General features: G+C 69.5%; 26 protein-coding genes and 1 pseudogene. 14 read left to right on the top strand and 13 right to left on the bottom strand.

Annotation, left to right across the window (positions count from 1 at the left end; all coding sequences use genetic code 11):
* The first annotated feature begins 159 nt into the window (after positions 1-159).
* Positions 160-1,542: a hypothetical protein gene (locus ACWFRJ_RS08965; protein WP_453526044.1), complete on the top strand. Its 1,383-nt coding sequence runs from the start codon at positions 160-162 to the stop codon at positions 1,540-1,542.
* Positions 1,543-1,623: 81 nt separating this feature from the next.
* Here the strand turns inward: ACWFRJ_RS08965 and ACWFRJ_RS08960 are convergent, their stop codons facing one another.
* Complete coding sequence (locus ACWFRJ_RS08960) at positions 1,624-2,196, bottom strand: MarR family winged helix-turn-helix transcriptional regulator (protein WP_453526041.1); 573 nt, start codon at positions 2,194-2,196, stop codon at positions 1,624-1,626.
* A 198-nt stretch (positions 2,197-2,394) separates the two neighbouring features.
* Here ACWFRJ_RS08960 and ACWFRJ_RS08955 point away from each other — a divergent pair, with 198 nt between their 5' ends.
* The gene (locus tag ACWFRJ_RS08955) at positions 2,395-3,897 is read left to right on the top strand and encodes an APC family permease (protein WP_453526038.1); all 1,503 of its coding nucleotides are present in this window, start codon (positions 2,395-2,397) and stop codon (positions 3,895-3,897) included.
* A 41-nt stretch (positions 3,898-3,938) separates the two neighbouring features.
* Here ACWFRJ_RS08955 and ACWFRJ_RS08950 read toward each other — a convergent pair whose 3' ends face one another.
* Positions 3,939-4,730, bottom strand: coding sequence for an acetoacetate decarboxylase family protein (locus ACWFRJ_RS08950; RefSeq protein ID WP_453526035.1), 792 nt, complete (start codon positions 4,728-4,730; stop codon positions 3,939-3,941).
* Between the two features lie 434 nt (positions 4,731-5,164).
* Here ACWFRJ_RS08950 and ACWFRJ_RS08945 point away from each other — a divergent pair, with 434 nt between their 5' ends.
* Together ACWFRJ_RS08945 and ACWFRJ_RS08940 are read left to right on the top strand one after the other, a co-directional pair.
* A complete protein-coding gene (locus tag ACWFRJ_RS08945) occupies positions 5,165-6,520 on the top strand; it encodes a glutamine synthetase family protein (RefSeq protein WP_453526032.1) in 1,356 nt (451 codons plus the stop codon).
* Positions 6,521-6,549: 29 nt separating this feature from the next.
* Entirely contained in the window at positions 6,550-7,824 is a 1,275-nt protein-coding gene (locus tag ACWFRJ_RS08940) for a cytochrome P450 (RefSeq protein ID WP_453526029.1), read from the top strand.
* A 105-nt stretch (positions 7,825-7,929) separates the two neighbouring features.
* Here the strand turns inward: ACWFRJ_RS08940 and dusB are convergent, their stop codons facing one another.
* Positions 7,930-9,060 (bottom strand): tRNA dihydrouridine synthase DusB, encoded by a 1,131-nt coding sequence (gene dusB, locus ACWFRJ_RS08935; protein ID WP_383278320.1) that lies wholly within the window; start codon positions 9,058-9,060, stop codon positions 7,930-7,932.
* Between the two features lie 274 nt (positions 9,061-9,334).
* On the opposite strand from dusB, the pseudogene ACWFRJ_RS08930 reads away from it, so the two are divergent.
* Both ACWFRJ_RS08930 and ACWFRJ_RS08925 read left to right on the top strand, forming a co-directional pair.
* Positions 9,335-10,942, top strand: a pseudogene (locus tag ACWFRJ_RS08930) (DHA2 family efflux MFS transporter permease subunit); the annotation flags it as partial.
* Between the two features lie 26 nt (positions 10,943-10,968).
* Positions 10,969-11,409, top strand: coding sequence for a protein-tyrosine phosphatase family protein (locus tag ACWFRJ_RS08925; RefSeq protein WP_453526025.1), 441 nt, complete (start codon positions 10,969-10,971; stop codon positions 11,407-11,409).
* Between the two features lie 51 nt (positions 11,410-11,460).
* Here ACWFRJ_RS08925 and ACWFRJ_RS08920 read toward each other — a convergent pair whose 3' ends face one another.
* Together ACWFRJ_RS08920 and ACWFRJ_RS08915 are read right to left on the bottom strand one after the other, a co-directional pair.
* Positions 11,461-11,667 carry a hypothetical protein gene (locus ACWFRJ_RS08920; protein WP_453526022.1) on the bottom strand — a complete coding sequence of 69 codons (207 nt, stop codon included), beginning with the start codon at positions 11,665-11,667 and terminating at the stop codon, positions 11,461-11,463.
* Positions 11,668-11,773: 106 nt separating this feature from the next.
* Positions 11,774-13,153 (bottom strand): glycine--tRNA ligase, encoded by a 1,380-nt coding sequence (locus ACWFRJ_RS08915; RefSeq protein ID WP_453526019.1) that lies wholly within the window; start codon positions 13,151-13,153, stop codon positions 11,774-11,776.
* A gap of 145 nt (positions 13,154-13,298) precedes the next feature.
* Here ACWFRJ_RS08915 and ACWFRJ_RS08910 point away from each other — a divergent pair, with 145 nt between their 5' ends.
* From ACWFRJ_RS08910 to ACWFRJ_RS08895, 4 genes are read left to right on the top strand one after another with little or no spacing between them, the layout of a single operon-like run.
* Positions 13,299-14,279 (top strand): metal ABC transporter substrate-binding protein, encoded by a 981-nt coding sequence (locus ACWFRJ_RS08910; protein ID WP_453526016.1) that lies wholly within the window; start codon positions 13,299-13,301, stop codon positions 14,277-14,279.
* 32 nt (positions 14,280-14,311) lie between these two features.
* Complete coding sequence (locus ACWFRJ_RS08905) at positions 14,312-15,106, top strand: metal ABC transporter ATP-binding protein (RefSeq protein ID WP_453526013.1); 795 nt, start codon at positions 14,312-14,314, stop codon at positions 15,104-15,106.
* A gap of 2 nt (positions 15,107-15,108) precedes the next feature.
* Positions 15,109-16,002 carry a metal ABC transporter permease gene (locus ACWFRJ_RS08900; protein WP_453526010.1) on the top strand — a complete coding sequence of 298 codons (894 nt, stop codon included), beginning with the start codon at positions 15,109-15,111 and terminating at the stop codon, positions 16,000-16,002.
* A 37-nt stretch (positions 16,003-16,039) separates the two neighbouring features.
* Positions 16,040-16,510, top strand: coding sequence for a Fur family transcriptional regulator (locus tag ACWFRJ_RS08895; protein WP_453526008.1), 471 nt, complete (start codon positions 16,040-16,042; stop codon positions 16,508-16,510).
* Positions 16,511-16,579: 69 nt separating this feature from the next.
* Here the strand turns inward: ACWFRJ_RS08895 and ACWFRJ_RS08890 are convergent, their stop codons facing one another.
* Positions 16,580-17,401 carry an isoprenyl transferase gene (locus ACWFRJ_RS08890; protein WP_453526005.1) on the bottom strand — a complete coding sequence of 274 codons (822 nt, stop codon included), beginning with the start codon at positions 17,399-17,401 and terminating at the stop codon, positions 16,580-16,582.
* Positions 17,402-17,462: 61 nt separating this feature from the next.
* Positions 17,463-18,215 (bottom strand): DNA repair protein RecO, encoded by a 753-nt coding sequence (gene recO / locus ACWFRJ_RS08885; protein WP_389907335.1) that lies wholly within the window; start codon positions 18,213-18,215, stop codon positions 17,463-17,465.
* Positions 18,216-18,326: 111 nt separating this feature from the next.
* Here recO and ACWFRJ_RS08880 point away from each other — a divergent pair, with 111 nt between their 5' ends.
* Positions 18,327-19,004: an AIM24 family protein gene (locus ACWFRJ_RS08880; RefSeq protein WP_453526003.1), complete on the top strand. Its 678-nt coding sequence runs from the start codon at positions 18,327-18,329 to the stop codon at positions 19,002-19,004.
* 16 nt (positions 19,005-19,020) lie between these two features.
* Here ACWFRJ_RS08880 and ACWFRJ_RS08875 read toward each other — a convergent pair whose 3' ends face one another.
* Genes ACWFRJ_RS08875 through ACWFRJ_RS08865 form a run of 3 tightly spaced genes read right to left on the bottom strand, consistent with a single transcriptional unit; the run spans position 19,021 to position 20,136 of the window.
* Entirely contained in the window at positions 19,021-19,644 is a 624-nt protein-coding gene (locus ACWFRJ_RS08875) for a DUF1266 domain-containing protein (protein WP_453526000.1), read from the bottom strand.
* A gap of 28 nt (positions 19,645-19,672) precedes the next feature.
* On the bottom strand, positions 19,673-19,870 hold the full coding sequence (locus ACWFRJ_RS08870; protein WP_453527149.1) for a hypothetical protein: 198 nt from the start codon (positions 19,868-19,870) through the stop codon (positions 19,673-19,675).
* Between the two features lie 20 nt (positions 19,871-19,890).
* A complete protein-coding gene (locus tag ACWFRJ_RS08865) occupies positions 19,891-20,136 on the bottom strand; it encodes a hypothetical protein (RefSeq protein WP_453525998.1) in 246 nt (81 codons plus the stop codon).
* A 118-nt stretch (positions 20,137-20,254) separates the two neighbouring features.
* Between ACWFRJ_RS08865 and ACWFRJ_RS08860 the strand changes: the two genes are divergently transcribed.
* Together ACWFRJ_RS08860 and ACWFRJ_RS08855 are read left to right on the top strand one after the other, a co-directional pair.
* The gene (locus ACWFRJ_RS08860; RefSeq protein ID WP_453525995.1) at positions 20,255-21,088 is read left to right on the top strand and encodes a helix-turn-helix domain-containing protein; all 834 of its coding nucleotides are present in this window, start codon (positions 20,255-20,257) and stop codon (positions 21,086-21,088) included.
* Positions 21,070-21,363, top strand: a complete 294-nt coding sequence (locus ACWFRJ_RS08855) for a DUF397 domain-containing protein (protein WP_453525992.1) — start codon at positions 21,070-21,072, stop codon at positions 21,361-21,363. The genes ACWFRJ_RS08860 and ACWFRJ_RS08855 overlap by 19 nt, the downstream gene beginning before the upstream one ends.
* On the opposite strand, the gene ACWFRJ_RS08850 is transcribed toward ACWFRJ_RS08855, so the two are convergent.
* The gene (locus ACWFRJ_RS08850) at positions 21,347-22,213 is read right to left on the bottom strand and encodes a helix-turn-helix transcriptional regulator (protein WP_453525989.1); all 867 of its coding nucleotides are present in this window, start codon (positions 22,211-22,213) and stop codon (positions 21,347-21,349) included. The genes ACWFRJ_RS08855 and ACWFRJ_RS08850 overlap by 17 nt on opposite strands.
* 163 nt (positions 22,214-22,376) lie before the next feature.
* Here ACWFRJ_RS08850 and ACWFRJ_RS08845 point away from each other — a divergent pair, with 163 nt between their 5' ends.
* On the top strand, positions 22,377-23,303 hold the full coding sequence (locus ACWFRJ_RS08845; RefSeq protein WP_453525987.1) for an SDR family NAD(P)-dependent oxidoreductase: 927 nt from the start codon (positions 22,377-22,379) through the stop codon (positions 23,301-23,303).
* 27 nt (positions 23,304-23,330) lie between these two features.
* On the opposite strand, the gene ACWFRJ_RS08840 is transcribed toward ACWFRJ_RS08845, so the two are convergent.
* Both ACWFRJ_RS08840 and ACWFRJ_RS08835 read right to left on the bottom strand, forming a co-directional pair.
* Positions 23,331-24,386: a cobalamin B12-binding domain-containing protein gene (locus tag ACWFRJ_RS08840; protein ID WP_453525984.1), complete on the bottom strand. Its 1,056-nt coding sequence runs from the start codon at positions 24,384-24,386 to the stop codon at positions 23,331-23,333.
* Positions 24,376-26,010, bottom strand: a complete 1,635-nt coding sequence (locus tag ACWFRJ_RS08835) for a PP2C family protein-serine/threonine phosphatase (RefSeq protein WP_453525982.1) — start codon at positions 26,008-26,010, stop codon at positions 24,376-24,378. Before ACWFRJ_RS08835 ends, ACWFRJ_RS08840 begins: the two co-directional genes overlap by 11 nt.
* Between the last annotated feature and the right edge of the window lie 115 nt (positions 26,011-26,125).

The following is a 26,125-nucleotide window of genomic DNA, read 5'->3' as shown; positions in this document are numbered from 1 at the left end:
CTGCCGCCCGACACCCGGCCGGGCGGGACGTCCGCTCGCCTGCGCCTGCGACAGTGATGCGAGTGACTGAGGCGCCGGTGGGCCGTGCTGCGCTGTGCTCGCGCCTTCCCCGTGCCCTGGGGCCCGTTGGCCGGCGGGCCGGTACTACAGTCGTTGCGCATGAACGCTTCCCTGCCCACCCGGCGCACGCTCATCGGCGGGGTCGCTCTCGCCGGGGTCTCTGTCGCCGGGGCCTCAGTGCTGACCGGTTGTGCCAAGGACGGCAAGTCGGGCGGGACGGGGAAGAGTCATCCTTCGCCCAGCCCGTCCACCACTGACATCGCCCGGCTTGGCGAGGCCCCGCCCGCCGCCGACACCGCTTCGGCCAGATCGACGGGCGAGGCTTGGCGCTATACGCACCTCTCCCCCGAGCACAGCGCCTCCTACCTCGCGCTGGCCGTCACGTCGCGGGACGACGTGTGGCTGCTGGGGGCGCGGGAGAAGCAATCCTCCACCCCGTTCCTCGAGCACTGGGACGGGAAGCGATGGAGCGAGCCCGCGCCGCCCGACGAGCTGATCGCGGGCGGCCGACGATCCTCCTGGGCACTGGCCGCGGGCGCGCCCGGCGAGATCTGGCTCGCACAGCACACGGGGCAGGACACGGGGCAGGACGGACAACTCGCCGTGTTCCACCGGAAAGGCGGGTCGTGGCAGCGGCTGCCCGATCCCCCGGCCACGGGCGGCGAATGGTCGGGCAGGGCGACAGAAGGCGCCTGGTGTGTGGCCTCGGGGGCGCACCTTTGGCTCAGCCCCTACGGCAAGGTGGTGCACTGGGACGGGAAACGCTGGGATGTTCCCCCTCTGCCCTTCCGTGCCGCCGCCCTCGCTGCCGCGTCCGCCTCGTCCGCCTCGTCCGCCGAGGACAGCACCCCCCGCGTCTGGGTGGCCGGTTCGGTGGACACCGGGTGTGGTCAGGGGGAGTGCTACCCACAGCCCGCCACAGCCCGGTGGGCGGACGGCGCCTGGCAGCAGCTCGGCACCCCTTCGTTCCACTTCCCCGACCCCGTACCGCCCGCGCCGTCCGCCGCACTCGACACCATCGTCCACGACCCCGTGAGCGACCGTCTTTGGGCACTCGGCCGCCACGAATTCAACCACGGCGAGGTGGACGAGGAGCCCGACGACGAGACCATCGTGCTGACCGGTGACGGCACTACGTGGAGGAAAGTGCGCGCTCCCGATCTCGGCCGGGCCTTGACGACCGCCACGACCGTCCCCGACGGAACCGGCGGGCTCCTCCTGGACTCGCGGACGCGCCGCACCGAGGGCGGGAAGGTGCGCAAACTGCGCGACCCGGGCCGGCTGCCCGAGCCGTCCGAGGTGCCGAAGCCGGAGCGGAAGTACGACTTCAAGCAGCCGTTCGACATCGCCACGACACGACTGATCCCCGGCACCCGGACCGTCCTCGCGGCGGGAGTGGCGATCTTCAACAACTCCACGAGCACGGGGAACCCGCCACGGCGTCCCGTACTGGCCCGCTACGACGCGGACGGCGAGGGCTGACCCGGCCGTTCCGTCTCCCTCATCCGAAGCCACGCCCCCGGAAGGCGCGGAGGGGCCGGTCGGCCGGGCACCGGATGAGACCTACTCCTTGGCCCGCCTGCCACTCCGGCGAGGAGCCGGCTCAGCCCCGTCCAGGAGTTCCACCCTCCGCTCGTCCCCCTTCTCCTCCGTCTGCACCACGATCTTCCGCAGCAGATCGGCAAGCGTCCTGCACTCCTCGTCCGTCAAGCCGTCGGCGACGAACTCCTCCTCCGCGTTGAAGGCGGGGAACACCTTCTCCATCAGCCGCTCGCCCTCCTCCGTGAGCCGCAGCAGCGCGAGCCGTCCGTCGTCCGGGTGGCCCCGGCGTTCCAGGAGGCCCCGGCCCGCGAGTGTCCGGGCAACGCCGGTCAGCGTGCCCTTGGAGATGCCCGCCTCCTCGGCGACGTACCGCGTCTCCATCTCTCCCCAGATCCAGACCACGTAGAGGACCACGAACGACGTCCACGTCAGCTCGGCCCCGCGCAGCACGGAGTTCTCGAAGTGCTGCCGGACGGCCGATGCCGCGCGGTAGATGTTCGATACGGCGGCCATCTGCTCGTACTTGACGGGGGTGCCGCCGAGCTTGGCCCTGACCGCCTTCTCGGTCTCGCGGATGGTGCGGTAGCCCGTCACGTCCGTATCTCCTCGTTCCTGCGCCTCGCGCGTCCGCTGTGGTTCCGGCCGACGGCCACAGTCTGCCAAGACCTCTTGCCGGGGCGCATACGCGTCCGTACCATCAGCGCCACTCGAATTCGTACGGGCTCAAACGATAACGCGTTTCCAGTGGATACGCCCTCCTCTCTCCTCCCCTCTCCTCCCCGGAGTCCCGGTATGGCCATCGATCACCCCGGCACGCCCACGCCCGCGCCGCCCCTCTCCTCCGCCCCCGCCTCCGCTCCCGAGCGCCGTATCGGCGTCACCGGCATCGTCTTCTTCGTCGTCGCGGCATCGGCCCCGCTCACCGTGGCCGCGGGTGGCATACCGCAGTCCCTCGGCGTCACGGGGATCCTCGGCATACCCCTCCTCTACCTCCTCATCGGCGTCGTCCTCGCCCTCTTCAGCGCGGGGTACGCGGCGATGAGCCGGCGCATCACCGGCGCCGGGGCGTTCTACGCGTACACGGCCCAGGGGCTCGGCCGCACCGCCGGTGTCGGCGCCGCCTTCGTCGCGCTGCTCGCGTACAACGCCATGCAGATCGGCATCGCGGGGCTCTTCGGAGCGACGACCGCGCAGTTCATCGACTCCAAGACCGGCGTCGACATCCCCTGGTGGGCGCTCGTCTTCGCGTGCGTCGTGGTCGTCGGGGCGCTCGGGTACCGGCGCGTGGACCTGGGCGTGAAGGTGCTCGCCGTGCTGCTCGTGCTCGAGTTCGGCACCGTGCTCGTCTTCGACATCGGGCAGTTCGCCGAAGCGCCCGAGGGCATCTCCGCCACTCCGCTCACCTGGGGCGCCGCCACCGACGGCTCGCTCGGGGTCGCGCTGTGCTGCGTGTTCGCCGCGTACATGGGCTTCGAGTCGGCGGCGCTCTACAGCGAGGAGTGCCGTGATCCGCGCCGGACCGTGGCACGGGCGACGTACATCGCCGTCGGGCTCATCGGTGTCTTCTACGCGGCCACGGCGTGGGCCATGATCAGCGGCGCCGGTACCGGGCAGGCCACGAAGGTCGCGGCCGAGCAGGGTCCTGAGATGCTGTTCTTCCTCAGCGGCCGGAGCAGCGGCCTTGGCTCGACCTTCGCCGACTTCGCGCAGCTCTTCCTCATCACCAGCCTGCTTGCCGCGCTGCTCTCGTTCCACAACGCCGTTGCGCGGTACGCCCGTTCACTCGGGCGGGAAGGTGTGCTGCCGCGCGGGCTCGGGGTGATCCACCCGCGGCACGGGTCTCCGCACCGGGGTTCCCTGCTCCAGACCGCGCTCAGTCTCGCCGTCATCGGCGTGTTCGCGCTCGCCGGGCGCGACCCTGTGATGGACGTCTTCACCTGGCTGACCAACCTCGGCGCCCTCGGCGTCATCCTGCTCCTGCTCGCCACGTCGGCCTCTGTCGTCGCCTACTTCGCGCGCCGCCGCGACGACGGCGGCGACGACGACCTGGGCGAGCCCCTTTGGAACCGGCTTGTCGCCCCACTCCTGTCGGGCGTCGCGCTCGCGGTCTTCTTCTGGCTCGCCCTGACCAACTTCAGCGTCCAGCTGGGGGTTTCGTCCGGCAATCCGCTGCGGTGGATCCTGCCGTCCCTGATTCTCGTCGCCGCGGCGGCGGGGATCGTGTGGGGGCTGTGGTTGCGGAGGGCCCGGCCGGAGACGTATGCGGGGATCGGGTCGGCGGCTGCGGGGCAGTAGCTGCTGGGGGGCAGTAGCTGCTGGGGGGCTCGCGTTCCCTCCTACAGGCCGCTCTCCAGCAGCGTTCCGCCGTTCCACGTCACGCCCACCTGGCGGTAGTACGCACCGATCGGCTCCTCGACCGTCAGCGCGGCAAGCTCCTCCGTGGGCGCGTCGAAGAGGTCGAGCTCGGCCTCGCCCGACCAGGGCTGACCGCCCTCGAAGGAAGCGGCACCGGATGCGATGAGTTCGTCGAGGGCAAGGCCCTTGCCCTCGATGGCGGGGATTTGGCGGTGGTGGGCCATGGGGTGGGCGTTGACGAAGCCGTTCGTCTCGGAGGGTTCGCGCAGGGCCACCACGGCCTGGGCGAGGCGGCGGTCGGCGGCGGCGAGGGTGGCGCCGAAGGTGGCGCCCTCCTCGATGCGGGGCGCGGGGCCGAAGGGGTGCGGGCGGGTCAGGTGGATCGAGCCGAGCTTCTTCGGGTAGCCCTGGTGATTGCCGCGGGCGATGGCGAAGTCCTTGTCGACCCAGATGTAGACGCAGCGGGAGTAGGTACGGCCGCGGTAGCCGCAGCGCACGACGGCGAAGCACTCCTTGTACTGGGCCCTTACCGGGTCGAGCAGCTCCTCCTTGGAGTCCCCGCAGGACTGCCAGTCGGCCCAGATGAGGGCTACGGCGCCGGGGTCGTCGGCCGCCAGGTCGAGCGGGGTGGGGAGGAGTTCGCGGACCCTGGCCGGGTCGGTGCGGTACTCGACGGTGAGCAGGTCGCCCGAGTAGTGCCAGGGCGGGGCCGGGATGAGCGAGGAGCGGCCCGTCGCGGTCTTGGGCGGGAAGAATCCTTGAACTCCGGGCATGGGATGGCTCCTTCTTTGTCGTTTGGGTCCGTACGATATGCCTGCGGGAGCCAGGGCGCCACGGGGTGCGGTGCGGGTTCGGTTGTGGGGCGGGGCCGCGCCGGGATGTCCGTCCTCGCCATCCGCCGGTGGGCGCGTGTCTGCTTCGGCGGGGGAGCGCCGCGAACCGTGCTCCGGGCGGAAATCCCGACACGTCCCCTCACGTCTCGATGGCGGGCGATCGGGCGGGTGGGCGGGAAAGCCTGTTCGTCCAGAGGTAGACGCGGGGCAATCGGGCGGGTGGGTGGGAGAGCCCCTACGGCGCCGAAGTCTGCGCAGGGCAAGCCCAGTTCCCGCCCAACCCGCCCGGAGGGCTTGCGCGGAGCCCGGCGGATTCCTATCGTTTGGTCTCAAACGATACCCCCGATCCACCCCGCAGAAAGGCTGGAATCCGGGTGAGTGAAGCGACAGTCTCAGAGACAGTGGAAGCGCTGCGCGCCCAAGGCACGGACATCGTCCGCGTCATCTACCCCGACCTCATAGGCGCCGACCGCGGCCGGGACATTCTCGTCGGACATCTGCCGAGCGCCTGCGGCCACGGACTCTCCTTCTGCCGCGCCGTCTACCACACCACTCCCCAGGGCGATGTCGTACCCGTCGCGGGCGGGCTGGAGGCCGGGCTGCCGGACGTCTCCGTACGGCCCGACCTGTCCACGCTCCAGGCGCTGCCCTGGGAACCCGGCGTCGCCTGGTGTCTCGGGGACACCTTCGATCCCGCGACCGGTGAGCCCGCCCCGGAATCGCCACGCGCTCTGCTGCGGCGCGTACTTGAGAGCGCCGACGAGTACGCCGACGGCGCCGTCACCCCCATCGTCGGGCCCGAGCTGGAGTACTTCCTGTGCGAGGCCGACCCCGCATCGCACTCCGGGTGGTCCGTGTACGGCGGCGCCACCGGCAACGTATACAGCGCGGGCCGACGCGGTGACCCTGACGGGCATCTCCTGCGCACCCTGCGCTCGCTCGCAGACCTCGGCATCGGCGTCATCGCGGGCAACCACGAGTTCGACGGCGGGCAGTTCGAGATCAACCTCGACCACTCCGCCGCCATGGACGCCGCCGACCGCGCCTTCCGCTTCAAGGCCGCCGTCAAGGAGATCGCCCGCCGGGAGGGGCGGCTCGCGACCTTCATGGCCAAGCCGTTCAACGGACTGGGCGGCTCCGGCTTCCATCTGCACGTCTCCCTCGTCGATGCCGCAGGACACAATGTGTTCGAGGGCTCGGGAGCCGCCGACGGCCTCTCCGCGACCGCCCGGCACGCCATCGCCGGACTCCTGCGCCACGCGCCCGCGCTCAGCGCCCTGCTCAACCCGACCGTCAACTCCTACAAACGCTTCGGCCCCGACACCCTCGCCCCCTGGCTGATCGACTGGGGCCTCGACAACCGCAGCGCCATGCTCCGGATACCGCCCGAGAGGGGGGCGGGGACCAGGCTCGAGCTGCGACTCGGCGACGCCTCCGCCAACGCCTATCTCGCCATAGCCGGCACCGTCGCCGCCCTGCTCCTCGGCATCCGCGACAAGGCGGACCCGCCCGCGCCCCTGGAGGGCTACGGCTACCAGGAGAACTCCGCGCCCCGCCTCCCCGGCACGCTCGGCGCCGCGCTCGACGCCCTGGAGGCCGACGAGGCACTGACCGGGCTCCTGGGCGCGGAGTTCACCGATGCCTTCGTCACGTACAAGCGCAACGAGATCGAACGCTTCCAGCAGCACATCACCGAGTGGGAGTTCACGGAGTACGCCTTCCTCATCTGACCGCCCCTCCCTTCTGAAGGAGTACGTCCATGAGTACGGTCACGGGGCCCGCGCCCCTCGCGCTGTCCGACGTCGATCTCTCCGACAACGACAAGTTCACCGACGGCGCGCTCCCCTGGCGGATGTTCGACGTGCTGCGCCGGGAGGACCCCGTCCACTGGCAGCCCGAGCCCGCGCCCAACTCCGGCTTCTGGGCGGTCACCCGGCACGAGGACATCGTGCGGGTGGACCGCGACCCGGAGACCTTCACCTCGATGCGGTTCACGAACCTCGAAGAGGTCGACGAGGACCAGATCGCCCTGCGCCGATCCCTCCTGGAGACCGACGGCATGCGCCACCGGGCGATGCGTCTCATCCTGCAGAAACAGTTCACGCCGCGCGCGGTGGCGACGTACGAGACGTTCCTGCGCGGACTCACCGCCCGTACGCTCGACGCCGCGCTCCCCAAGGGGACCTTCGACTTCGTGCGGGAGGTCTCGGCCGACTTCCCCATCAATGTGCTCGCCCGGATGCTCGACGTTCCCGGGGAGGACACCCAGCAGCTCATCGACTGGGGCAACCGCATCATCGGGAACACCGACCCCGACTACGCCGACGTGCTCCTGGACAGCGCGGAGAGCGAGCGGTACCGCGATCTGCCCTTCCGCTCCCCCGCCGCGCTCGAAGTCTTCGACTACGGGCGGAAGTTGGCCGCCAAGCGGCGCGGCGGTGACGGCACGGACCTGGTGAGCACGCTGGTCAACAACTCGCCGAAGGACGGAGTCCCGCTCTCCGACACCGACTTCGACAACTACTTCCTGCTGCTCGTCGTCGCGGGCAACGAGACGACCAGGCACGCCATTTCGCACTCCATGCTCGCGCTGATCAACCATCCGGACGAGCGCGCCAGGCTCACCGCCGACCCCGCCCTCATCCCGGGCGGCGTCGAGGAGTGCCTGCGCTGGGCCTCGCCCGTCTACCACTTCCGGCGGACGGCGACCCGTGACGTGGAGCTGGGAGGAAAGCTGATCAAGGAAGGCGACAAGGTCGTGCTGTGGTTCGCCTCCGGCAACCGTGACGCGGACGTCTTCCCGGACCCGTACCGCTTCGACGTCACCCGCGAGAACATCGACCACGTCACCTTCGGCAAGGGCAGCCCGCACTTCTGCCTCGGCAACTCCCTGGCCCGCCTGGAGATGCGGATCATGTTCGAGGAGCTGCTGCCCAGGTTGGCGGACATCCGCGTGGCCGGTGAGGTGCGGCGGGTGCGGTCGAACTTCGTGAACGGGATCAAGGAACTTCCCGTCACGGTCACACTGGCGTAGCGCTCCCGCCGGAAAACGTATGCGTCCGCGGGCCGGATGTGGCTGGTCGCGCCCACGCGGCGGAGCCGCAAATGTCACAGCCCCGCGCGCCCAAAGGCGCGCGTATCAGCCGCCGGACGTGTCCAGCTCCGCGTCCTCGCTGATGCCCGCGCAGTCGTAGGGGTCCTTCAGCCAGCCGTCCGGCAGGACCACGCGGTTGTTGCCCGACGTACGGCCGCGCGGCCCGTCCGCGCCCGTCGGCCACCCCTGGTCGAGGTCCAACTCGCCGAGCCCGTCCTCCAGTTCGGCGAGGGACGAGGTGATCGCGAGGCGCTTGCGCATCTCGGAGCCGACAGCGAAGCCCTTCAGGTACCAGGCGACGTGCTTGCGGAAGTCGATGACTCCGCGCGCCTCGTCGCCGATCCACTCGCCGAGGAGCGTCGCGTGGCGCAGCATGACGGCAGCGACCTCGCGCAGGTCAGGGGCCTTGGGTGCGCCCGTGCCCTCGAAGGCGGCCACCAGGTCGCCGAAGAGCCAGGGGCGGCCGAGGCAGCCACGGCCGACGACGACTCCGTCGCAGCCGGTCTCCTTCATCATCCGCTGCGCGTCGGCGGCGGACCAGATGTCGCCGTTGCCCAGGACCGGGATCTCGGGGACGTGCTCCTTGAGGCGGGCGATGGCGTCCCAGTCGGCGGTGCCGCCGTAGTGCTGGGCGGCGGTGCGGCCGTGCAGCGCGATCGCCGTGACGCCCTCCTCGACGGCGATGCGGCCCGCGTCGAGGAAGGTGATGTGCTCGTCGTTGATGCCCTTGCGCATCTTCATCGTGACGGGCAGGTCCCCGGCGCCGCTGACGGCCTCACGGAGGATCGCGCGCAGCAGGGGGCGCTTGTACGGGAGCGCGGAGCCGCCGCCCTTGCGGGTGACCTTGGGGACGGGGCAGCCGAAGTTCAGGTCGATGTGGTCGGCGAGGTTCTCCTCGGCGATCATGCGGACCGCCTTGCCGACGGTCGCGGGGTCGACCCCGTACAGCTGGATGGACCGCGGCTTCTCGGTCTCGTCGAAGTGGATCAGCTGCATGGTCTTCTCGTTGCGCTCGACCAGGGCGCGCGTCGTGATCATCTCGCTGACGAAGAGGCCCTTGCCCCCGCTGAACTCCCGGCACAGCGTCCGGAACGGCGCGTTCGTGATGCCCGCCATCGGGGCGAGCACGACGGGCGGCCGCACGGCGTGCGGGCCGATCTGAAGCTGAGGCTCCATGGCGCGGGTTCCTCCGGGGCGAGCTGTTCGGTGCTGGGGCAGACCTCTTATTGTCCCTCATCCGCAGGAGTGCCCGCGCGACCACCCCGGTTCGCTGCCCGCGCGACCGCCCACGCCGCCTGCGAGCGCGCGTCGGCCGGGACGTACGTCCCCAGGCGCGGGCCCTCGGCCGGGTTGATGAACCGTTTCGACTGGTCCACGGCCTGCATCACCTGGCGGGTGTGCGGGTCGTCCCGTAAGGGGGGGAGGGGGGCCGGGAACGAGATTCCGGGCGCGGATGGCCGTGCACCTCGCGGACCCCGTGTGGAAGACGCTGCTCAGGCGGATGCGCAACGCTTCGCCGGAGTTCTGCGAACTGTGGGAGCGGCACGCCCCGCCCGACCGGGATACCGTCGAACACATGCCCCCGCAAGAGCTGACGCACCGCCGACGCATGCTCGTCCTCGCCATCTGCTGCATGAGCCTGCTCATCGTCAGTCTCGACAACACCGTCCTGAACGTCGCCCTGCCCACGATGGCGCGCGAGTTCGACACCAGCATCTCGGGCATGCAGTGGACGATCGACGCCTACACCCTCGTACTCGCCGCGCTCCTCATGCTCGCGGGCTCGACGGCCGACCGCGTGGGGCGCCAGAAGATCTTCAAGGTCGGCCTGGTGATCTTCACGGTCGCTTCGGTCGCCTGTTCCCTCGCGCCCAACCTCGAATCCCTGGTGGCCTTCCGCATGGCCCAGGCGGTCGGCGGCTCCATGCTCAACCCGGTCGCGATGTCGATCATCACCAACACCTTCACGGACCCCCGCGAGCGGGCCCGCGCCATCGGCGTCTGGGGCGGCGTCGTCGGTATCTCCATGGCGGCGGGCCCGATCGTGGGCGGTCTCCTGGTGGACTCCGTCGGCTGGCGCTCCATCTTCTGGATCAACCTGCCGGTCGGCCTCGCGGCGCTCCTCCTCACCATCCGGTACGTCCCCGAGTCCCGCGCCCCCAAGCCGCGCCGCCCCGACCCCGTGGGCCAGCTCCTGATCATCGTGCTGCTCGGCGCCCTGACGTACGCGATCATCGAGGCCCCGACGGCGGGCTGGACGTCGCCGCTGATCATCGTGTTCGCGGGCACGGCGCTGCTTGCTCTCCTCGGACTCCTCGCCTACGAGCCGCGCCGCACCGACCCCCTCATCGACCTGCGCTTCTTCCGTTCGGCGCCGTTCAGCGGGGCGACGGTGATCGCGGTCAGCGCCTTCGCCGCGCTCGGCGGCTTCCTCTTCCTCTCCACGCTCTACCTCCAGAACGTGCGCGGCCTGAACGCCCTGCACGCGGGCGTGTGGATGCTGCCGATGGCCGCGATGACGCTGGTCTGCGCCCCGCTGTCGGGCCGCCTGGTCGGCAGCCGGGGCCCGCGCGTCCCCCTCCTGATCGCGGGGGTCGCGATGACGGTCTCGGGGGTCCTGTTCGCCGCGTTCGACGCGGAGACCACGAACGGGACGCTCTTCCTCGGATACGCCCTCTTCGGCCTCGGCTTCGGCTTCGTGAACGCCCCCATCACCAACACGGCCGTCTCCGGAATGCCCCGCTCCCAGGCGGGTGTTGCCGCCGCCGTCGCCTCCACGAGCCGCCAGATCGGCCAGACGCTTGGCGTCGCGGTCATCGGCGCGGTCCTGGCCTCCGGGGTGGGATCTTCGTCCTACGCGGCCGCCTTCACGGAGGCGAGCCGCCCCGCCTGGTGGATCATCGCGGGCTGCGGCCTCGCGGTCCTGATCCTCGGCGCGCTGACGAGCGGCCGGTGGGCGAGGGAGACGGCACGGCGGACGGCGGAACGACTGGAGACCGTGCCGCAGGGACCGCGTACGAATACGGCACACCCTGATCGGCGTTCGGCCCAGTCCTGAGCGAACGTTCGAACTACGCTCGTGCCGTGACTGAGAATGCGACGGCGAGTTGGGACCCCACGGCATCAGGCGTACTACGGCTCCCCTCGGGCCGACTGGTCCGCGGCCGGGGTCTGCGTCACCCGCTCCCGGAAGGCCCGACGCCCACCTTCGCGCTGTATCTGCTTGGCAAGGAGCCGCCCGCCGTCGCCTGGGAGGCCCGTTGGCTGCGCTGGCCCGACTTCCGACTGCCCGCCGACCGCGCGGAGACGACCGCCGCCCTGCGCGAGGCGTTGGAGCGGTCGGAGACCGAACGGATCGAGGTCGCGTGCGCCGGCGGACAGGGGCGTACGGGGACGGCGCTCGCGTGCATGGCGGTACTGGACGGAGTGCCGGGCGACGAGGCGGTCGCGTATGTGCGGGAGCACTATGCGCGGCGGGCGGTGGAGACGCCGTGGCAGCGGAGGTTCGTGAAGCGGTTCGGCTGACGGCGGGGGCCGGGGAGGCAAAGAAGCGGACGCACCCGGCGCCCGGCGAGGTCAGGGCACCGAAGGATCCACCGTCGCCTGATGCTCCTCGGCGAGATGCTCCTCCGCCTTGAGCCACGGCAGGAACTGGGCGCGTTTCTCCCAGCCGCACGTGTCGCAGCTCAACTGCCGTTGGACACCGGACTTCTGCACGTGCACGACATGCTCGCGCCCGTGCTGGTCCCATCTGCTGACCTTGCTGGTGGTCGTCGAAGGCATGGCGAACAGTGTGCAACAGAAGCCCCCGGATCCGTATGCGGATCCGGGGGCTTCTTTCAACCTTCACTCAACGAACGCCGGGCACCGGAGTGCCGAGCGCCAGGCGTCAGCAGCCCACCAGGCGCGATGCGAGGTAGCCCTCGATCTGGTCGAGGGAGACCCGCTCCTGCTTCATCGAGTCACGCTCGCGCACCGTGACCGCGTTGTCGTCCAGGGTGTCGAAGTCGACCGTCACGCAGTACGGCGTGCCGATCTCGTCCTGGCGGCGGTAGCGGCGGCCGATGGCGCCCGCGTCGTCGAAGTCGATGTTCCAGTTCTGGCGCAGGGCCGTGGCCAGGCCCTTGGCCTTCGGCGAAAGCTCCGGGTTGCGGGAGAGCGGGAGCACCGCGACCTTCACCGGGGCGATGCGGTGGTCGAAGCGCATGACCGTCCGCTTCTCCAGCTTGCCCTTGGCGTTGGGCGCCTCGTCCTCGATGTAGGAGTCGAGGAGGAAGGCCAGCATCGTGCGGCCGACACCGGCCGCGGGCTCGATGACGTACGGAGTCCAGCGCTCGCCGGCCTCCTGGTCGAAGTACGACAGGTCCTGGCCCGAGGCCTTGGAGTGCGCGGTGAGGTCGTAGTCCGTGCGGTTGGCGACGCCCTCGAGCTCGCCCCACTCGCTGCCGCCGAAGCGGAAGCGGTACTCGATGTCAGCGGTGCGCTTCGAGTAGTGGGAGAGCTTCTCCTTCGGGTGCTCGAACCACCGCATGTTCTCCTCGCGCAGGCCCAGGCCGGTGTACCAGTTCCAGCGCTGCTCCATCCAGTATTCCTGCCACGTCTCGTCCTCGCCCGGCTTGACGAAGAACTCCATCTCCATCTGCTCGAACTCGCGGGTCCGGAAGATGAAGTTGCCGGGCGTGATCTCGTTGCGGAAGGACTTGCCCATCTGCGCGATGCCGAACGGCGGCTTCTTGCGCGAAGTCTGCTGGACCTGGCCGAAGTTGGTGAAGATGCCCTGCGCGGTCTCGGGGCGCAGGTAGGCGACGGAGCCGCTGTCCTGCGTGGGGCCGAGGTGCGTGGAGAGCATGCCGGAGAACTGCTTGGGCTCGGTGAACTGGCCCTTGGTGCCGCAGTTCGGGCAGTTGACGTCGGCGAGGCTCTCGGGCGGACGGCCGTGCTTGGCCTCGTACGCCTCTTCCAGGTGGTCGGCGCGGTGGCGCTTGTGGCAGGAGAGGCACTCGGTCAACGGGTCGGAGAACGTCGCGACGTGACCCGAGGCCTGCCAGACCTCCGTGGCCAGGATCACCGACGAGTCGATACCGACGACGTCCTCACGCGAAGTGACCATGTAGCGCCACCACTGACGCTTGAGGTTCTCCTTGAGCTCGACGCCGAGGGGCCCGTAATCCCAGGCGGCACGCTGGCCGCCGTAGATCTCACTGCACGGGTAAACAAAGCCACGGCGCTTGCTCAGGCTGACGATGCTGTCGATCTTGTCGGCGGCCACGGTGCTCTCTTCATTACGACGGTGGGCGAAGCGAATGACTCAGGTTACCGGCGGCCTTACCCCCGTAATCAAATCGGTTCCGGGTCGGTGCCCGCGGGGACCCGCTAGTTGACAATCGTTTCCAGATTTGTTGAAAATGAGTGTCATGAACGTACGTCGCCTGATACCCACCGCCGCCATCGCATCCGCCACGGTCCTCGGCCTCACGGCCCTGTCCGCCTGCTCGTCCTCCAGCGCCGCGGACAAGAACGGTGACGGCAAGCTGAACGTGACGGCGTCGTTCTATCCCATGCAGTACCTGGCCCAGGAGATAGGCGGCGACCACGTCTCCGTCGACACCCTGACCAAGCCGGGCGTCGAGCCGCACGACCTGGAGCTCAGCCCGAAGCAGACCGCCTACCTCGGCGAATCGGACGTCATCCTCTACCTCAAGGGCATCCAGCCCGCCGTCGACGACGCCATCGGCCAGTCCGGCGTGAAGAACACCGTGGATGCCGCGTCCCTCACCAAGCTGGAGAAGCACGGCACCGGCGTCGGCCACGACCACGGCCACGAGGGCGAAGAGCACTCCGACGAGGAAGAGCACGGCCACGAGGACGAAGCGGGCGCCGACCCGCACATCTGGCTCGACCCGGTGAAGTACGCCGAGGTCGCCAAGGGCGTCGGCAAGGCCCTGGAGAAGGCCGATCCGGACCACGCGGCGGCGTACAAGAAGAACACCGACGCCCTGGTCGGGAAGCTGGACGGCTTGAACACGAAGTTCGAGAACGGCCTGAAGAACACCAAGACCAAGACCTTCATCACCACGCACTCCGCCTTCGGCTACCTCGCCGAGCGCTACGGCCTGGAGCAGGAGAGCATCGCGGGCATCGACCCCGAGTCGGACCCGAGCCCCGCCCGCATCAAGGAGCTCCAGGACATCGCCAAGGAGGACAAGGTCTCCACGGTGTTCTTCGAGACCCTCGCCAGCGACAAGACAGCCAAGACGCTCGCCACCGACGCGAGCCTCAAGACGGACGTCCTCGACCCCCTCGAGGGAATTACGGGCAAGTCCAAGGGCGATGACTACATCGGGGTCATGGAGTCCAACCTCGCCGCGCTCCAGAAGGCCCTCGGCGCGAAGTGAACGTACGGCTAGCAGCATCGGAGGCACACGCCATGGAAGCCACGGACGCAGCGGGACCCACCCCGCCCGTCATATCCGTGCGGGCGGCCACGGCCACCCTCGGCGCGCGCCCCGTGCTGCGCGGCATCGACCTCACCGTCGAGCGCGGCGAGGTCGTCGCCCTGCTCGGCGCGAACGGCTCGGGCAAGTCCACCGCCGTCCGCTCCGTGATCGGCCAAGTCCCGCTCACCGGCGGCGACATAAGCCTCTTCGGCACCCCCCTGAAGCGCTTCCGCCAGTGGGCCCGCATCGGCTACGTGCCGCAGCGCACCACGGCCGCCAGCGGCGTCCCCGCGACGATCCGCGAGGTCGTATCGGCAGGACGCCTCTCGCGTACGAAGCTGGCGAGCCTGGGCTGGACGACCAAGGCCGACCGCGCCGCGGTCGACCGGGCCATCAGGCTCGTCGGCCTCGCCGACCGCGCCAAGGACTCCGTGAGCGCCCTCTCCGGCGGCCAGCACCAGCGCGTGCTCATCGCCCGCGCGCTCGCCTCCGAGCCCGAGCTGCTGATCATGGACGAGCCGATGGCGGGCGTCGACCTGGCCAGCCAGGAGATCCTCGCCCAGACCCTGCGCGAGCAGGTCGCCGCCGGTACGACGGTCCTGCTCGTCCTGCACGAGCTCGGCGCCCTTGAGCCGCTGATCGACCGCGCGGTCGTCCTGCGCGACGGCTGCGTGACCCACGACGGCCCGCCGCCCAAGGCCACGGGACAGCACGCGCTGCCCGGCCACGACCACGTACATCCGCACTCGGCCGACGAGCCGATCCGCACGGGACTGCTGACCTGATCATGGAAATCTTCCAGACCGAATTCATGCAGCGGGCGCTGATCGCCGCCGTCCTCGTCGGCATCACGGCCCCCGCCATCGGCATCTACCTCGTCCAGCGCCGCCAGGCCCTGATGGGCGACGGCATCGGCCACATCGCCATGACGGGCGTCGGCCTCGGCTTCCTGCTCAACTCGAGCCCCGTGTGGATGGCGACGCTCATCGCCGTGGTCGGCGCGGTGACGATGGAGCTGATCAGGGCGTACGGCAAGACGCGCGGCGACATCGCCCTGGCGATGCTCTTCTACGGCGGTATGGCGGGCGGTGTCCTGCTGATCAACCTCTCGGACACCGGCTCCAACGCGAACCTCTCCTCGTACCTCTTCGGCTCGCTCTCGACGGTCTCGGACTCCGACGTCACGGCGATCTGCCTGCTCGCGGCCTTCGTGGTCCTGGTCACGGTCGGCCTGCGCAAGCAGCTGTTCGCGGTGAGCCAGGACGAGGAGTTCGCGCGGGTGACAGGCCTGCCCGTGCGCGCGCTCAACCTCCTCATCGCGGTCACGGCGGCGGTGACGGTGACCGTCGCGATGCGCGTCGTGGGGCTGCTCCTGGTGAGCGCGCTCATGGTGGTGCCGGTCGCCGCGGCCCAGCAGATCACCCGCTCGTTCAAGGTGACGTTCATCCTGTCGGTGGTCATCGGCACCGCCGTGACCCTCTCCGGCACGGTCACGTCGTACTACCAGGACGTGCCGCCCGGCGCGACGATCGTCCTGATGGCGATCGGCGTCTTCGTGGTCCTGACGGCGCTCGCGACCCCCTTGGCCAGGCGCCGGGCACGGGCCGTGACCGCCGCGGACGCGACCTGCACGGCGGACGTCCCCGAGGCGCGGCGCCCGGCGGACGAGGTCACCGTCTGAGAACGAACTGGCACAATGGCCCGACGGGATATGACAGATGTGCGGGCGATCGTGCGAGTTTTCAGTTGAGGAGGCACCTGTGACAACGGCTGCGGGACCCCCGGTACGAGGCCGATCCACCCGGCAGCGCGCCGCGGTGGCGGCGGCCCTGGGCGAGGTGGACGAGTTCCGCAGTGCGCAGGACCTGCACGACATGCTCAAGCACAAAGGCGATTCGGTCGGCCTGACCACGGTCTACCGGACGCTCCAGTCCCTCGCCGACGCCGGCGAGGTCGACGTGCTCCGCACCGACGAGGGCGAGTCGGTCTACCGCCGCTGCTCCACCGGCGACCACCACCATCACCTGGTCTGCCGGGTGTGCGGCAAGGCGGTCGAGGTCGAGGGCCCCGCGGTGGAGAAGTGGGCGGAGGCGATCGCCTCCGAGCACGGGTACGCGAACGTGGCGCACACGGTCGAGATCTTCGGCACGTGCGCGGAGTGCGCGGAGGCCGCTGCGAAGCAGAAGTGACGTATTGAACGCCCTGTGGGCCCGCACCGGATCCGGTGCGGGCCCACAGGGCGTTTGCTTGCTGCTACGTCAACTGTTCGCGATCTCTTCCTCGTTCGGGATCGCCCCGCCGAACCGGCGGTCGCGCCCGGCGTACTCCAGGCAGGCGCGCCACAGGTCACGCCGGTCGAAGTCGGGCCACAGGACGTCCTGGAAGACCATCTCGGCGTAACTGGACTGCCAGATCAGGTAGTTGGAGGTGCGCTGCTCACCGCTGGGGCGCAGGAACAGGTCCACGTCCGGCATGTCCGGGTAGTACATGTACTTGGCGAAGGTCTTCTCGTTCACCTTCGACGGGTCGAGCCTGCCCGCGGCGACGTCACGCGCGATGGCCTGCGCGGCATCCGCGATCTCGGCACGGCCGCCGTAATTGACGCAGAAGTACAGAGTCATCGCGTCGTTGTCGACGGTCTGCTCCTGGGCGACCTGGAGCTCCTGGACGACGGACTTCCACATCTTGGGCATGCGGCCGACCCACCGGATCCGGATCCCGAGCTCGTTCATCTCGTCCCGCCGCCGCCGGATGACGTCGCGATTGAAGTTCATGAGGAAGCGCACCTCGTCGGGCGAACGCTTCCAGTTCTCAGTCGAGAAGGCGTACAGCGAGAGGTTCTTGACGCCCATCTCCAGGCAGCCCTTGAGCACGTCGAGGACGACGCCCTCGCCGACCTTGTGCCCCTCGGTGCGCGGCAGCCCCCGATCCTTGGCCCAGCGTCCGTTGCCGTCCATGACGCACGCCACATGCTGCGGCACCAGCTCGCCGGGGATCTTCGGCGGCCGGGCGCCCGAGGGATGCGGCTCGGGGACCTTGTACTCACGGCGGGACCGTCCGAGGATTCCGCGTCGTGCCATGGGGGGCTCTCTCCTACCTAGCTGTTCTCTGTGACGTCTGTCATCACGTGTACGCCTGTCGTCACGTGGTCTTCTCTACGTACCGCAAGGAACGCAGCCCGCGCTCCAAGTGCCAGTGCAGATAGGCCGAAACAAGCCCACTGCCCTCCCTGACGTGCCGTGCCTCGCACGCGTCCGCCGTCTCCCAGTCTCCGGTGAGCAGCGCGCCGAGCAGGCCGAGGGCTTCCAACGAGGGTACGACGCTGCCGGGCACCCGGCAGTCGACGCAGACGGAGCCACCGGCGGCCACGGAGAAGAACCGGTTCGGACCGGGCATTCCGCACTTCGCGCAGGAGCTGAAGCTGGGCGCGTAGCCGTTCACGGCGAGGGAGCGGAGAAGGAACGCGTCGAGGATGAGGTGCGGCTCGTGCTCGCCGTTGGCGAGGGTCCGCAGGCCGCCCACCAGCAGTAGGTACTGCTGCACGGCGGGCTCGCCCTCGTGGTCCGTGAAGCGCTCGGCGGTCTCCAGCATGGCCGTGCCCGCGGTGTAGCGCGCGTAGTCGGTCACGATTCCGCCACCGTACGGAGCGATGGTCTCACTCTGTGTGCACAAAGGCAGTCCCCTGCCGATGAGTTCGCTGCCGCGCGAGAAGAACTGCACGTCGACGTGGGAGAAGGGTTCGAGCCGTGCCCCGAACTTGGACTTGGTGCGCCGCACGCCGCGGGCGACGGCACGCACCCGGCCGTGGCCGCGGGTGAGCAGCGTGATGATGCGGTCCGCCTCACCCAGCTTCTGGGTGCGCAGCACGACGCCGTCATCACGGAACAGACTCATGGGTTCATTCTCGCGTACGGGACCGACAGCCGTGGCCGGGGTGGGGCCGACGGCCGTGGCCGGGTGGCTCCAACCCCTGTCCGTCTGACTCAGACCTGACAAAATGCCCGCATGAAGAGTGATCTGTTCTCCAGCGAGCACATGGCGCAGCAGTCCGTCGCCCCCGGGATGACGCTGCAGAACGCCAAGTCCATCAAGTACGCGGTCAACGGCGAGATGCACGCGCGGCAGGGCGCGATGATCGCCTACCGCGGTGACCTGAAGTTCGAGCGCAAGGGCCAGGGCGTGGGCGGCATGCTCAAGCGGGCGATGACCGGCGAGGGCCTGCCGCTCATGGCGGTGCGCGGCCAGGGGGAGGCCTGGTTCGCGAACGAGGCGCAGAACTGCTTCATCGTCGACATAGAGCCGGGCGACGTCCTCACGGTCAACGGCCGCAACGTCCTGTGTTTCGACGCGACGCTCTCGTACGAGATCAAGACGGTGAAGGGCGCGGGCATCACGGGCGGCGGGCTCTTCAACAGCGTCTTCACGGGCGCCGGGCAGCTCGGCCTCGTCTGCGACGGCAGCCCCCTGGTGATCCCGGTCTCGCCCCAGCAGCCGGTGTACGTCGACACGGACGCGGTGGTCGGCTGGACCGCGAACCTGGACACCACGCTGCACCGCTCGCAGTCCGTCGGCTCCATGATCAGGGGCGGTTCCGGCGAGGCGGTGCAGCTGATGCTGCGGGGCGAGGGGTACGTCATCGTGCGCCCGAGCGAGGCGACTCCGCAGAAGCCGCAGCAGCACTAGCGAGTGGGCCCGGCCCCTAGCGCGCGGGGCGGGCCCGGTCGGGGTGGCTGATCGCTTCCCAGGGGGCAAGGTTCCACGGGCTCGTCCGGTTCGCCGGGTCGAGGAGGGCCCTCAAATGGGCGTCGGAGGCGGCCTGGGGCGCGGGGAAACTCTCGTCCTCCGTGCCACCGAGGCTGTCCCGCCAGACCTGCCTGCCGAGGAGGTAGTGGTCGGCGTACTCCTTCCAGGAGGAGTACGTCCCTGCCACCGTCGGCACGACGTTCTTGAGCCGCGCCCAGGTGTCGGCCTCGCTCAGCATCCCGCAGGCGAAGCCGCGCCGTGAGATGTCCACGTAGAGCCCGATGTCCCAGGCCAGCGGTGCGACGCCGAGGCGCCGCTGGGCCATGGAGCGGTAGCCGGTGCTCGCGAGCCCGCTCAGGCGCCCGAGCAGTTGCTCGGGCGCGGTGATCTCCCACTGATCGGCGAGCCACTTCTCGGCCTTGCCGTCGTCGATGCGGGTGAACGGGTACAGGGTCGTCCGGGACGCGTCCTTGTCCCGGCTCACCGGGGCGCCGAGCGACACCATCCAGAGCTGGTGCATGGTGAGCGGCGTCGGATACTTCGACTCGACCCTCGGCTTGCTCCACTTCCATATGGCCATGCGCCCGCACCTTACGTCACGCCTTACGTCACGGGACTTCCCCCCGACTTCGTGCGTTCGCGTAGGCGGTGGCGGCGCTGATCCGCTCGGAATCGGTGGCGGTCCGGAGCGAATCCGGCTCACAGTCCCACTCCCTCCCACCGCCGAAGGGGCGGAGCTGGACGTAGGGCCCTTCGTGGCCCATGATCCTGCCGACCTGACCGGTACGGGTGTCCACGGCGTACATGCCGATGGGGAGTTGCAGGTTCACCGGCGCTCCTCGCCCTCGACGCGGGCGGCGCGTGGCAGGGCGACGGTGAGGCGCAGTGCCGTATCGACGGAACACCCGCCCAATTCGACGCGCGGACAGGGGGCTTCGCGGGCCCAGGATGTGGGGTCGATCCGCAATGACGGAAGAATAATTCCGGCCCCCGCGAGTGCGGCACGCAATTCCTTCACGGTCTCCTCCGCTTCTTCGGCGCATAGCGCCGAGTGCACCTTGCTTTCAGCCATGACGTGGATCCCCTTTCCCATCGGATTTCACGCTTCGTGTCTCGATGGTGGCCGGTCCGACCTACACTCGGCAGCAGTCTGCGCTCTACAACTGCGACGCAGCGGAGGGTGGTTGGCCATGGCCAATGGTTCACGTCAGGCGGCGTGGGAGTTCTTCGGGGCGGAGCTGAAGAGACGCCGAGAGGATGCCGGTTTCACCCAGTCGGCACTGGGGGTACAGGTATTTGTTTCCGGTGGATACATCGGCCAATTCGAACAGGCAATTCGGAAGCCGCAGTTGGATGTCGCGCAGCGGATTGATGAGACGCTACAAACCGGGGGCTTTTTCGAGCGGATGTGCCGCAAGCTGATCGATGACAAGCGGTACGCGGATTACTTCGCGGCGGTCGTGGAGTTGGAGCGGCTGGCTACAGAGATCCGCGAGTTCGAGCCGACGGTTGTGCCGGGCCTGCTGCAGACAGCCCCGTATGCCCGCGCACTCACTCTGGCGAGCCACCCGTTTGCGACGGAGGAGTTCATCGAGGACACGGTCGCAGCGCGGCTTGAGCGCGGGCACATCCTCAAGGACGCTGCAAGGCCTGTGTATTGGGCGATCATGCACGAGTGCGTACTGCGCGTCCCGGTGGGCGGCAACTCAGTCATGGCTGATCAGCTGGACCGTATCGCTCAGCTTGCGCGAGACCGACACGTCCTGGCGTTGGTAGTCCCGTACGAGGTGGGAGCGTACGCCTCCATGCATGGGCCGATGAAGCTCATGGAGTTCGATGATGCTCCGCCGACGCTCTATACAGAAACGGGGTTTTCGGGAAACCTCATCGACGAGCCAGCCGTGGTCAAGCGCGCCAAGGCGACTTACGATCTGCTTGGGGTCGCCGTATTGCCGCCGGAGGCGTCCCTCGCCCTGATCGAGTCGGCGGCTGGGGACTACAGAAGATGTACGAGTACGACCTGAGCAATGCCTGCTGGCGCAAGAGCACCTACAGCAATGGTGACGGCGGCAACTGCCTTGAGGTCGCACACGACTTCGTGGGCGCCGCCCGCTGGCGCAAAAGCACGTACAGCAGTGGCGACAGCGACAACTGCGTCGAGATAGCCGACGGAGTCCCCGGCATCGTCCCGGTACGGGACAGCAAGAACCCCGAGGGCCCCGTCCTGCTGCTGGGCGCCAAGCCCTGGTCCGCGTTTGTGGCGGGCGTCCGGGCGCCCGGCGTCAAGGGCGTGCGGTAGCGGTACGGCCCCCTGTGACACGCAAGAGGTCCAGCTTGCCCTCGTCGCTGCTGCCGGACGCCGCCGTGTAAGTGACCATGCGCAGGTCCGCGCCCGGGACGATCAGGACGTCGCAGTCGAGCAGGATGTCGCCGATCTCCGGATGCCGGATCGTCTTGCGTTCGCTGGTGTGCTGCGCGGCAGCCGTCTGCGTGGCCCAGTGACGGGCGAAGGCGTCGGATCCTGCCCGCAGTTCCTGTACGAGACGGTCGAGCCGAGCGTCAGCGGGATAGCGGGACGCGGCGTCCTTGAGGTCGGCGGCGATCGACGCCTCGAAGGCGTCCTGCCCGCGCTCGGACTGGATGGGAAGCAGCGAGGCACGCGCGGCGCCGTTGCCGAAGAGGGCGCGCGCGAGGTTGCGCTCGGCGGGCGGGAGCACGGAGGGGTCGCCGTGCAGTGCGCTCCACATGGAGTTCCACCACACCAGGGACCAGTCAGCGGTGAACACGCCGATCGGGACGTCGCCCAGGCGCGCGGCGAGGCGCTGGATGCCCGGGGGCACATGGGTGCTGACCGTGCCGTCCTGCGGCGGCAGGAGCCCGGCGCTCCGATAGAGCTGGTCGCGCTCGGGCCGGGAGAGCTGAAGGGCCCGGGAGAGGGCGCCGACGACCTGGGCCGAGGGATTCTTCGCGCGTGACTGCTCAAGGCGCAGGACGTAGTCGACCGAGAGCCCGGCCAGCTGCGCGAGCTCCTCGCGGCGCAGTCCCGGGGCTCGGCGGCCGGCCGTCGCGGCGAGGCCCGCGTCGGCGGGAGAGAGGCGGTCGCGCCAGGCGCGCAGGAGTGCGCCGAAGGTGGGGCGGGAGGCAGCCATGGATCCATTGTCGCCGCTCGGCACCGGATGAGCCTGGGTACTGCCAGTCCTAGTGACGGGGACGGCACTGGTTGGCGGCGGGGCGAGCGGCGAATGTGGTGATGCGCCAAGACGGACGCAGCCGGGCGCACACCGGCAGACCGACCCGAACATTGGAGCCCCCATGCAACAGCACACTGTCGTGATGACAGGCGCGAGCCGCGGCATCGGCCGGGTCGCCGCAGAGCACATCCTGCGCCGGTCGCCCCACGTGCACCTCCTCCTCGTCACCCGCGCAGACTCGGGCGCGCGCCTGGCCGAGGAGCTGAGCGCGGGCGGGCACACGGTCTCGCACGTCTCGGCGGACCTCGGCTCGCTGAGCAGCGTCCGGTCGGCTGCCGCCGAGATCGGCGACCGCCTTGACCGCGGTGACCTGCCGCCGCTGCGCGGCTTCGTGGGCAACGCGGGCATGCAGTACACGAACGCGCTGACCGAGGGGCCCGACGGGTTCGAGTCGACCTTCGCGATCAACGTGCTCGCCAACCACCTCTTCGTCCGCCTGCTCCAGGACCGGTTCGTGGCTCCCGCCCGGATCGTGATCACCGCGAGCGACACCCACTTCGGCGACTTCAAGCACAACATGGGCATGGTGCCGGGACCGGTGTGGAAGTCCCCGGACGTCCTCGCCCGTCCGGGCGCCTTCCCCAAGCCGGGCACCGCGACCGGCGGCCGTACCGCGTACTCCACGAGCAAGCTGGCCACGATCTACCTGGTGCACGAGTACGCGCGCCGACTGCCCGCCGGGATCGACGCCGTCGCCTACAACCCGGGGTTCGTCCCCGGCACCGGTCTCGCCCGGAACGCGGGACCCGTCTCCCGGTTCGCGATGCGCCGCATCCTGCCGGTCATGGCCCTCACCCCGTTCGCGACCGGCCGCGAGGCCGCCGGGCGCTACCTCGCCGACGTCGTACTCGGCACGACCGAGGCGCCGACCGGGTCCTACGTGGACCGCGCCCGTACGGCCCGATCGTCCGAGGAGTCCTACGACCCTCGGCGCGAGGGCGAACTCTGGGAACACGCCGAGAGGTTCACCGCAGCGTACGCAGCCTGAACTCTTGAGCTGTGGCCTGTTCGACTCCTACGAGAGGAGATCGCGGGCGGCGGTGAGGATGCCGACCACGCGGGGGAAGTCCTTGAGCTGGTCCAGGAGCGAGTCGAGCGCGGGGAGCAGGCATCGCGGCGGAACCCCACGGGCCGCCAGGATGTCCGCCGTCCATGTGATGAACCGGGTGAACAGGGCCGGGTCGTCGACGTAGACGGCCGTGGCGAGGTAGCTGACGATGAAGTCGATGTCCTCGACGGTGCGTTCGCGCTGGTACTCGCTGTACCCGCTCATCTCGGGAAAGCCGTCCTCGACGTCGGCGAGGGTCTGCTTGATCAGCTGCAGCCTGCTTCGGCGGATCATCGTGTACTCCTGGTCGCCCAGGTGGGGCAGGTCCAGGTCCGGCAGACGGGCCGCGTCCGCGCCGGGCTCCATCAGGTTCCGGCCGAGGAGGGTGGCCGCGCCGGGTGCGTCCCCGGCCCACTCGGCCTGCATCAACCGCGCGTAGCGGCCCTGCGGACCGAACGCGGCTCCTCCGGCGATTACCGGAACGCCCACGCTCTGGCATGAGGCGATCGCGTTGTGGGCGCCGGGCAGAAGCGTCGGGATGGACGAGGACAGCAGCACCGCCTGTGCGCGGGTGCGGTGCACGTGCGCGACCAGATGCTCGGTGGGGACCTGGGCGCCGAGATAGTCGACGCGCCAGCCGCGCAGTCGCAGCACCTCGCTGAGCAGACGTGCGGGCAGGGCGTGCCACTCGCCGTCGACACACGCCACCAGGACACGGCCCACGAACGTGCCGTCAAAAACAGGGGCGGTGGCGTCGGCGACCGCCGCGATGCACCGTTCGCTGATCGCGGTGGCAGCGTGTTCCTGCGCCACCGTGATGTCGTTGGCCGCCCAGGCCAGACCGATCCGCTCCTGAGCCGGTGCGATCAGTTCGAGCAGAACCCGCTCACCCGCGGCACGGTCTGCTGTGCCGAGCGCCCGACGCACGATGGCGACGGCCTGAGTTTCGTCGCACTCGCCGAGCGCTTGCCACAGCTGATCACGTGGCTCGGCGAAGGAGTTGATGTTCTTGTCACCGCTCACGCGGCTCACCTTCTTGGGTTGGTTCCTTGAGAGATGTCAGACGGTTGTCGCTCGGCGGCGGCTGCGACGGGGCGCCGATCGCCAGAACGGCCATGTCGTCGTGCCGGCCTTCGCCCACCCACTGGGCGGCGACCAGCTGCACGCGTTCGGTGAGCACCTCGGGCGGCATTCCGGCGCACTGGGACAGCACGGCGCGCAGCCTGTCCTCGCTGAACATCACGTCCCCCAGCGGCCCGCCGCGCGCTTCGGTGATCCCGTCGGAGTACAGCAGGCAGGTCTCACCCGGTCGCAGGGCCACTTCGGCGGTCGTGAACTCGACGTCGGCGAACGCGCCGATGAGTGTGCCTCTGGTCGGGGTCTCCTCGACCTGGCCGGTGGTGCGCACGATGAGCGGGGCGGGATGGCCCGCGCTGGTGATGCGCAGCCGTACCCATGCGTCCTGCTGTACCGCGGTGGCCAGGACCAGTGTCACGAAGGGGGTCTGGTCCGCGGCCAGGAGTGCGTTGTTGAGGAGGGTCAGCAAGCGGGTGTGGTCAGCCGCGAACGGCACAAGCGCCTGAAGTACGGTGCGAATCTTTCCTGCTGTGACCGCGGCTTCAAGACCCTTGCCGCACACGTCACCCAGCACCGCGAGGGTCTCGGCTTCCGGTGTGGCAGCGGGGTGCAGGTCGTAGAAGTCGCCGCCGGTGCGTTCGCCCGCCGCCGAGGCACGGTAGCGGCCGGAGAAGCAGATGCCGTGCACCCGGCCGAGGGTGGGCGGCAGCAGGTCACGCATCAGCACTTCGTTGATGTGCGCCTGGCAGGTGTGACTGCGGGCTACGGACAGAGCGGCACCGGCGCGTGCGGCGAAGAGCTGGGCGAAGGCCTCCTCGCCGGGGGTGAACGTCGCTTCCTCGCGACGGCGCAGCAGGACGAGACACCCGGCAGGCGCACCGTGACCGGGCAACGGCACCACGACCACCGAACCGATATCGGCGGCATCGTCCACGAAGCCGTCGGGCATGGCCCAGGACGGCACCTGATGGGGATCGATCCAGTCGGAGGACACGGCCGGAAGCCCCGACAACGCCTCAGCCAATCCCGGCAGTTGCCCTGGATCCAGCACAACCCGCTCCTGCACCACAGGCCCACCCATGGCGCACCCCGTCACAGGGAAAAGGCATCCGTCCCCCATTCCGACGATGACCGCCGCGTCCGCCAGATGCTGCGCCGCCCGTTGCACGGTCACCGCCGTACAGCGTTCGAGGTTGAGTGAGGCGAGCAGCTCGGAAGAGAGCTCCTGCAGCAACCCGGCTCTGGCCCGCTCGCGCGCCAACTCCAGCGCCGCGCCGTCCGGAACACTGTCGCCGACGACCAACCACCACGTCACCGCCCCATCCACACCCGCCCCGGCAAGCGCCTTCACCCGACGCCCGTCGATCCGGCCACCCGCCCACGCCGACGCGCCTTCCCCCGCACCACCGACACGCCGCACATGGGCCTCGACCAGCCAAGCGGGCGCGACATCACCCAACGCCACGCCGACCCCGACGCGCGCCAGCAGTACACCGGCCTGCTCGTTGTGAGCCACCACGATGCCGTCCGCGTCCACGGTCACCACCGGATAAGGATCACGGTGCTGCATGGCAGGTCCGACACCACACGGGCTCTTCTGCTCCGGAAAGGAGACCATCGACCTGGAACCCACTGGCGGGGATCCCCACCCCCCATCTGCTCGAAGGAAGGTAACCACCAAATTA

Source organism: Streptomyces sp. NPDC055239, from assembly GCF_053606205.1.
The sequence above is the reverse complement of the archived record's forward strand: the minus strand, read 5'-3'. Positions and strand labels throughout refer to the sequence as shown.

What these genes read in the sequence shown, in the direction of transcription:
- dusB (WP_383278320.1), bottom strand. Translation starts at nt 9,060, where the DNA reads ATGGAGCCTCAGCTTCAGATCGGCCCGCACGCCGTGCGGCCGCCCGTC.
- ACWFRJ_RS08965 (WP_453526044.1), top strand. Translation starts at nt 160, where the DNA reads ATGAACGCTTCCCTGCCCACCCGGCGCACGCTCATCGGCGGGGTCGCT.
- ACWFRJ_RS08910 (WP_453526016.1), top strand. Translation starts at nt 13,299, where the DNA reads ATGAACGTACGTCGCCTGATACCCACCGCCGCCATCGCATCCGCCACG.
- ACWFRJ_RS08890 (WP_453526005.1), bottom strand. Translation starts at nt 17,401, where the DNA reads ATGGCACGACGCGGAATCCTCGGACGGTCCCGCCGTGAGTACAAGGTC.
- ACWFRJ_RS08880 (WP_453526003.1), top strand. Translation starts at nt 18,327, where the DNA reads ATGAAGAGTGATCTGTTCTCCAGCGAGCACATGGCGCAGCAGTCCGTC.
- ACWFRJ_RS08920 (WP_453526022.1), bottom strand. Translation starts at nt 11,667, where the DNA reads ATGCCTTCGACGACCACCAGCAAGGTCAGCAGATGGGACCAGCACGGG.
- ACWFRJ_RS08875 (WP_453526000.1), bottom strand. Translation starts at nt 19,644, where the DNA reads ATGGCCATATGGAAGTGGAGCAAGCCGAGGGTCGAGTCGAAGTATCCG.
- recO (WP_389907335.1), bottom strand. Translation starts at nt 18,215, where the DNA reads ATGAGTCTGTTCCGTGATGACGGCGTCGTGCTGCGCACCCAGAAGCTG.
- ACWFRJ_RS08835 (WP_453525982.1), bottom strand. Translation starts at nt 26,010, where the DNA reads ATGCAGCACCGTGATCCTTATCCGGTGGTGACCGTGGACGCGGACGGC.
- ACWFRJ_RS08865 (WP_453525998.1), bottom strand. Translation starts at nt 20,136, where the DNA reads ATGGCTGAAAGCAAGGTGCACTCGGCGCTATGCGCCGAAGAAGCGGAG.
- ACWFRJ_RS08900 (WP_453526010.1), top strand. Translation starts at nt 15,109, where the DNA reads ATGGAAATCTTCCAGACCGAATTCATGCAGCGGGCGCTGATCGCCGCC.
- ACWFRJ_RS08845 (WP_453525987.1), top strand. Translation starts at nt 22,377, where the DNA reads ATGCAACAGCACACTGTCGTGATGACAGGCGCGAGCCGCGGCATCGGC.
- ACWFRJ_RS08895 (WP_453526008.1), top strand. Translation starts at nt 16,040, where the DNA reads ATGTGCGGGCGATCGTGCGAGTTTTCAGTTGAGGAGGCACCTGTGACA.
- ACWFRJ_RS08850 (WP_453525989.1), bottom strand. Translation starts at nt 22,213, where the DNA reads ATGGCTGCCTCCCGCCCCACCTTCGGCGCACTCCTGCGCGCCTGGCGC.
- ACWFRJ_RS08940 (WP_453526029.1), top strand. Translation starts at nt 6,550, where the DNA reads ATGAGTACGGTCACGGGGCCCGCGCCCCTCGCGCTGTCCGACGTCGAT.
- ACWFRJ_RS08905 (WP_453526013.1), top strand. Translation starts at nt 14,312, where the DNA reads ATGGAAGCCACGGACGCAGCGGGACCCACCCCGCCCGTCATATCCGTG.
- ACWFRJ_RS08860 (WP_453525995.1), top strand. Translation starts at nt 20,255, where the DNA reads ATGGCCAATGGTTCACGTCAGGCGGCGTGGGAGTTCTTCGGGGCGGAG.
- ACWFRJ_RS08950 (WP_453526035.1), bottom strand. Translation starts at nt 4,730, where the DNA reads ATGCCCGGAGTTCAAGGATTCTTCCCGCCCAAGACCGCGACGGGCCGC.
- ACWFRJ_RS08870 (WP_453527149.1), bottom strand. Translation starts at nt 19,870, where the DNA reads ATGTACGCCGTGGACACCCGTACCGGTCAGGTCGGCAGGATCATGGGC.
- ACWFRJ_RS08855 (WP_453525992.1), top strand. Translation starts at nt 21,070, where the DNA reads ATGTACGAGTACGACCTGAGCAATGCCTGCTGGCGCAAGAGCACCTAC.
- ACWFRJ_RS08955 (WP_453526038.1), top strand. Translation starts at nt 2,395, where the DNA reads ATGGCCATCGATCACCCCGGCACGCCCACGCCCGCGCCGCCCCTCTCC.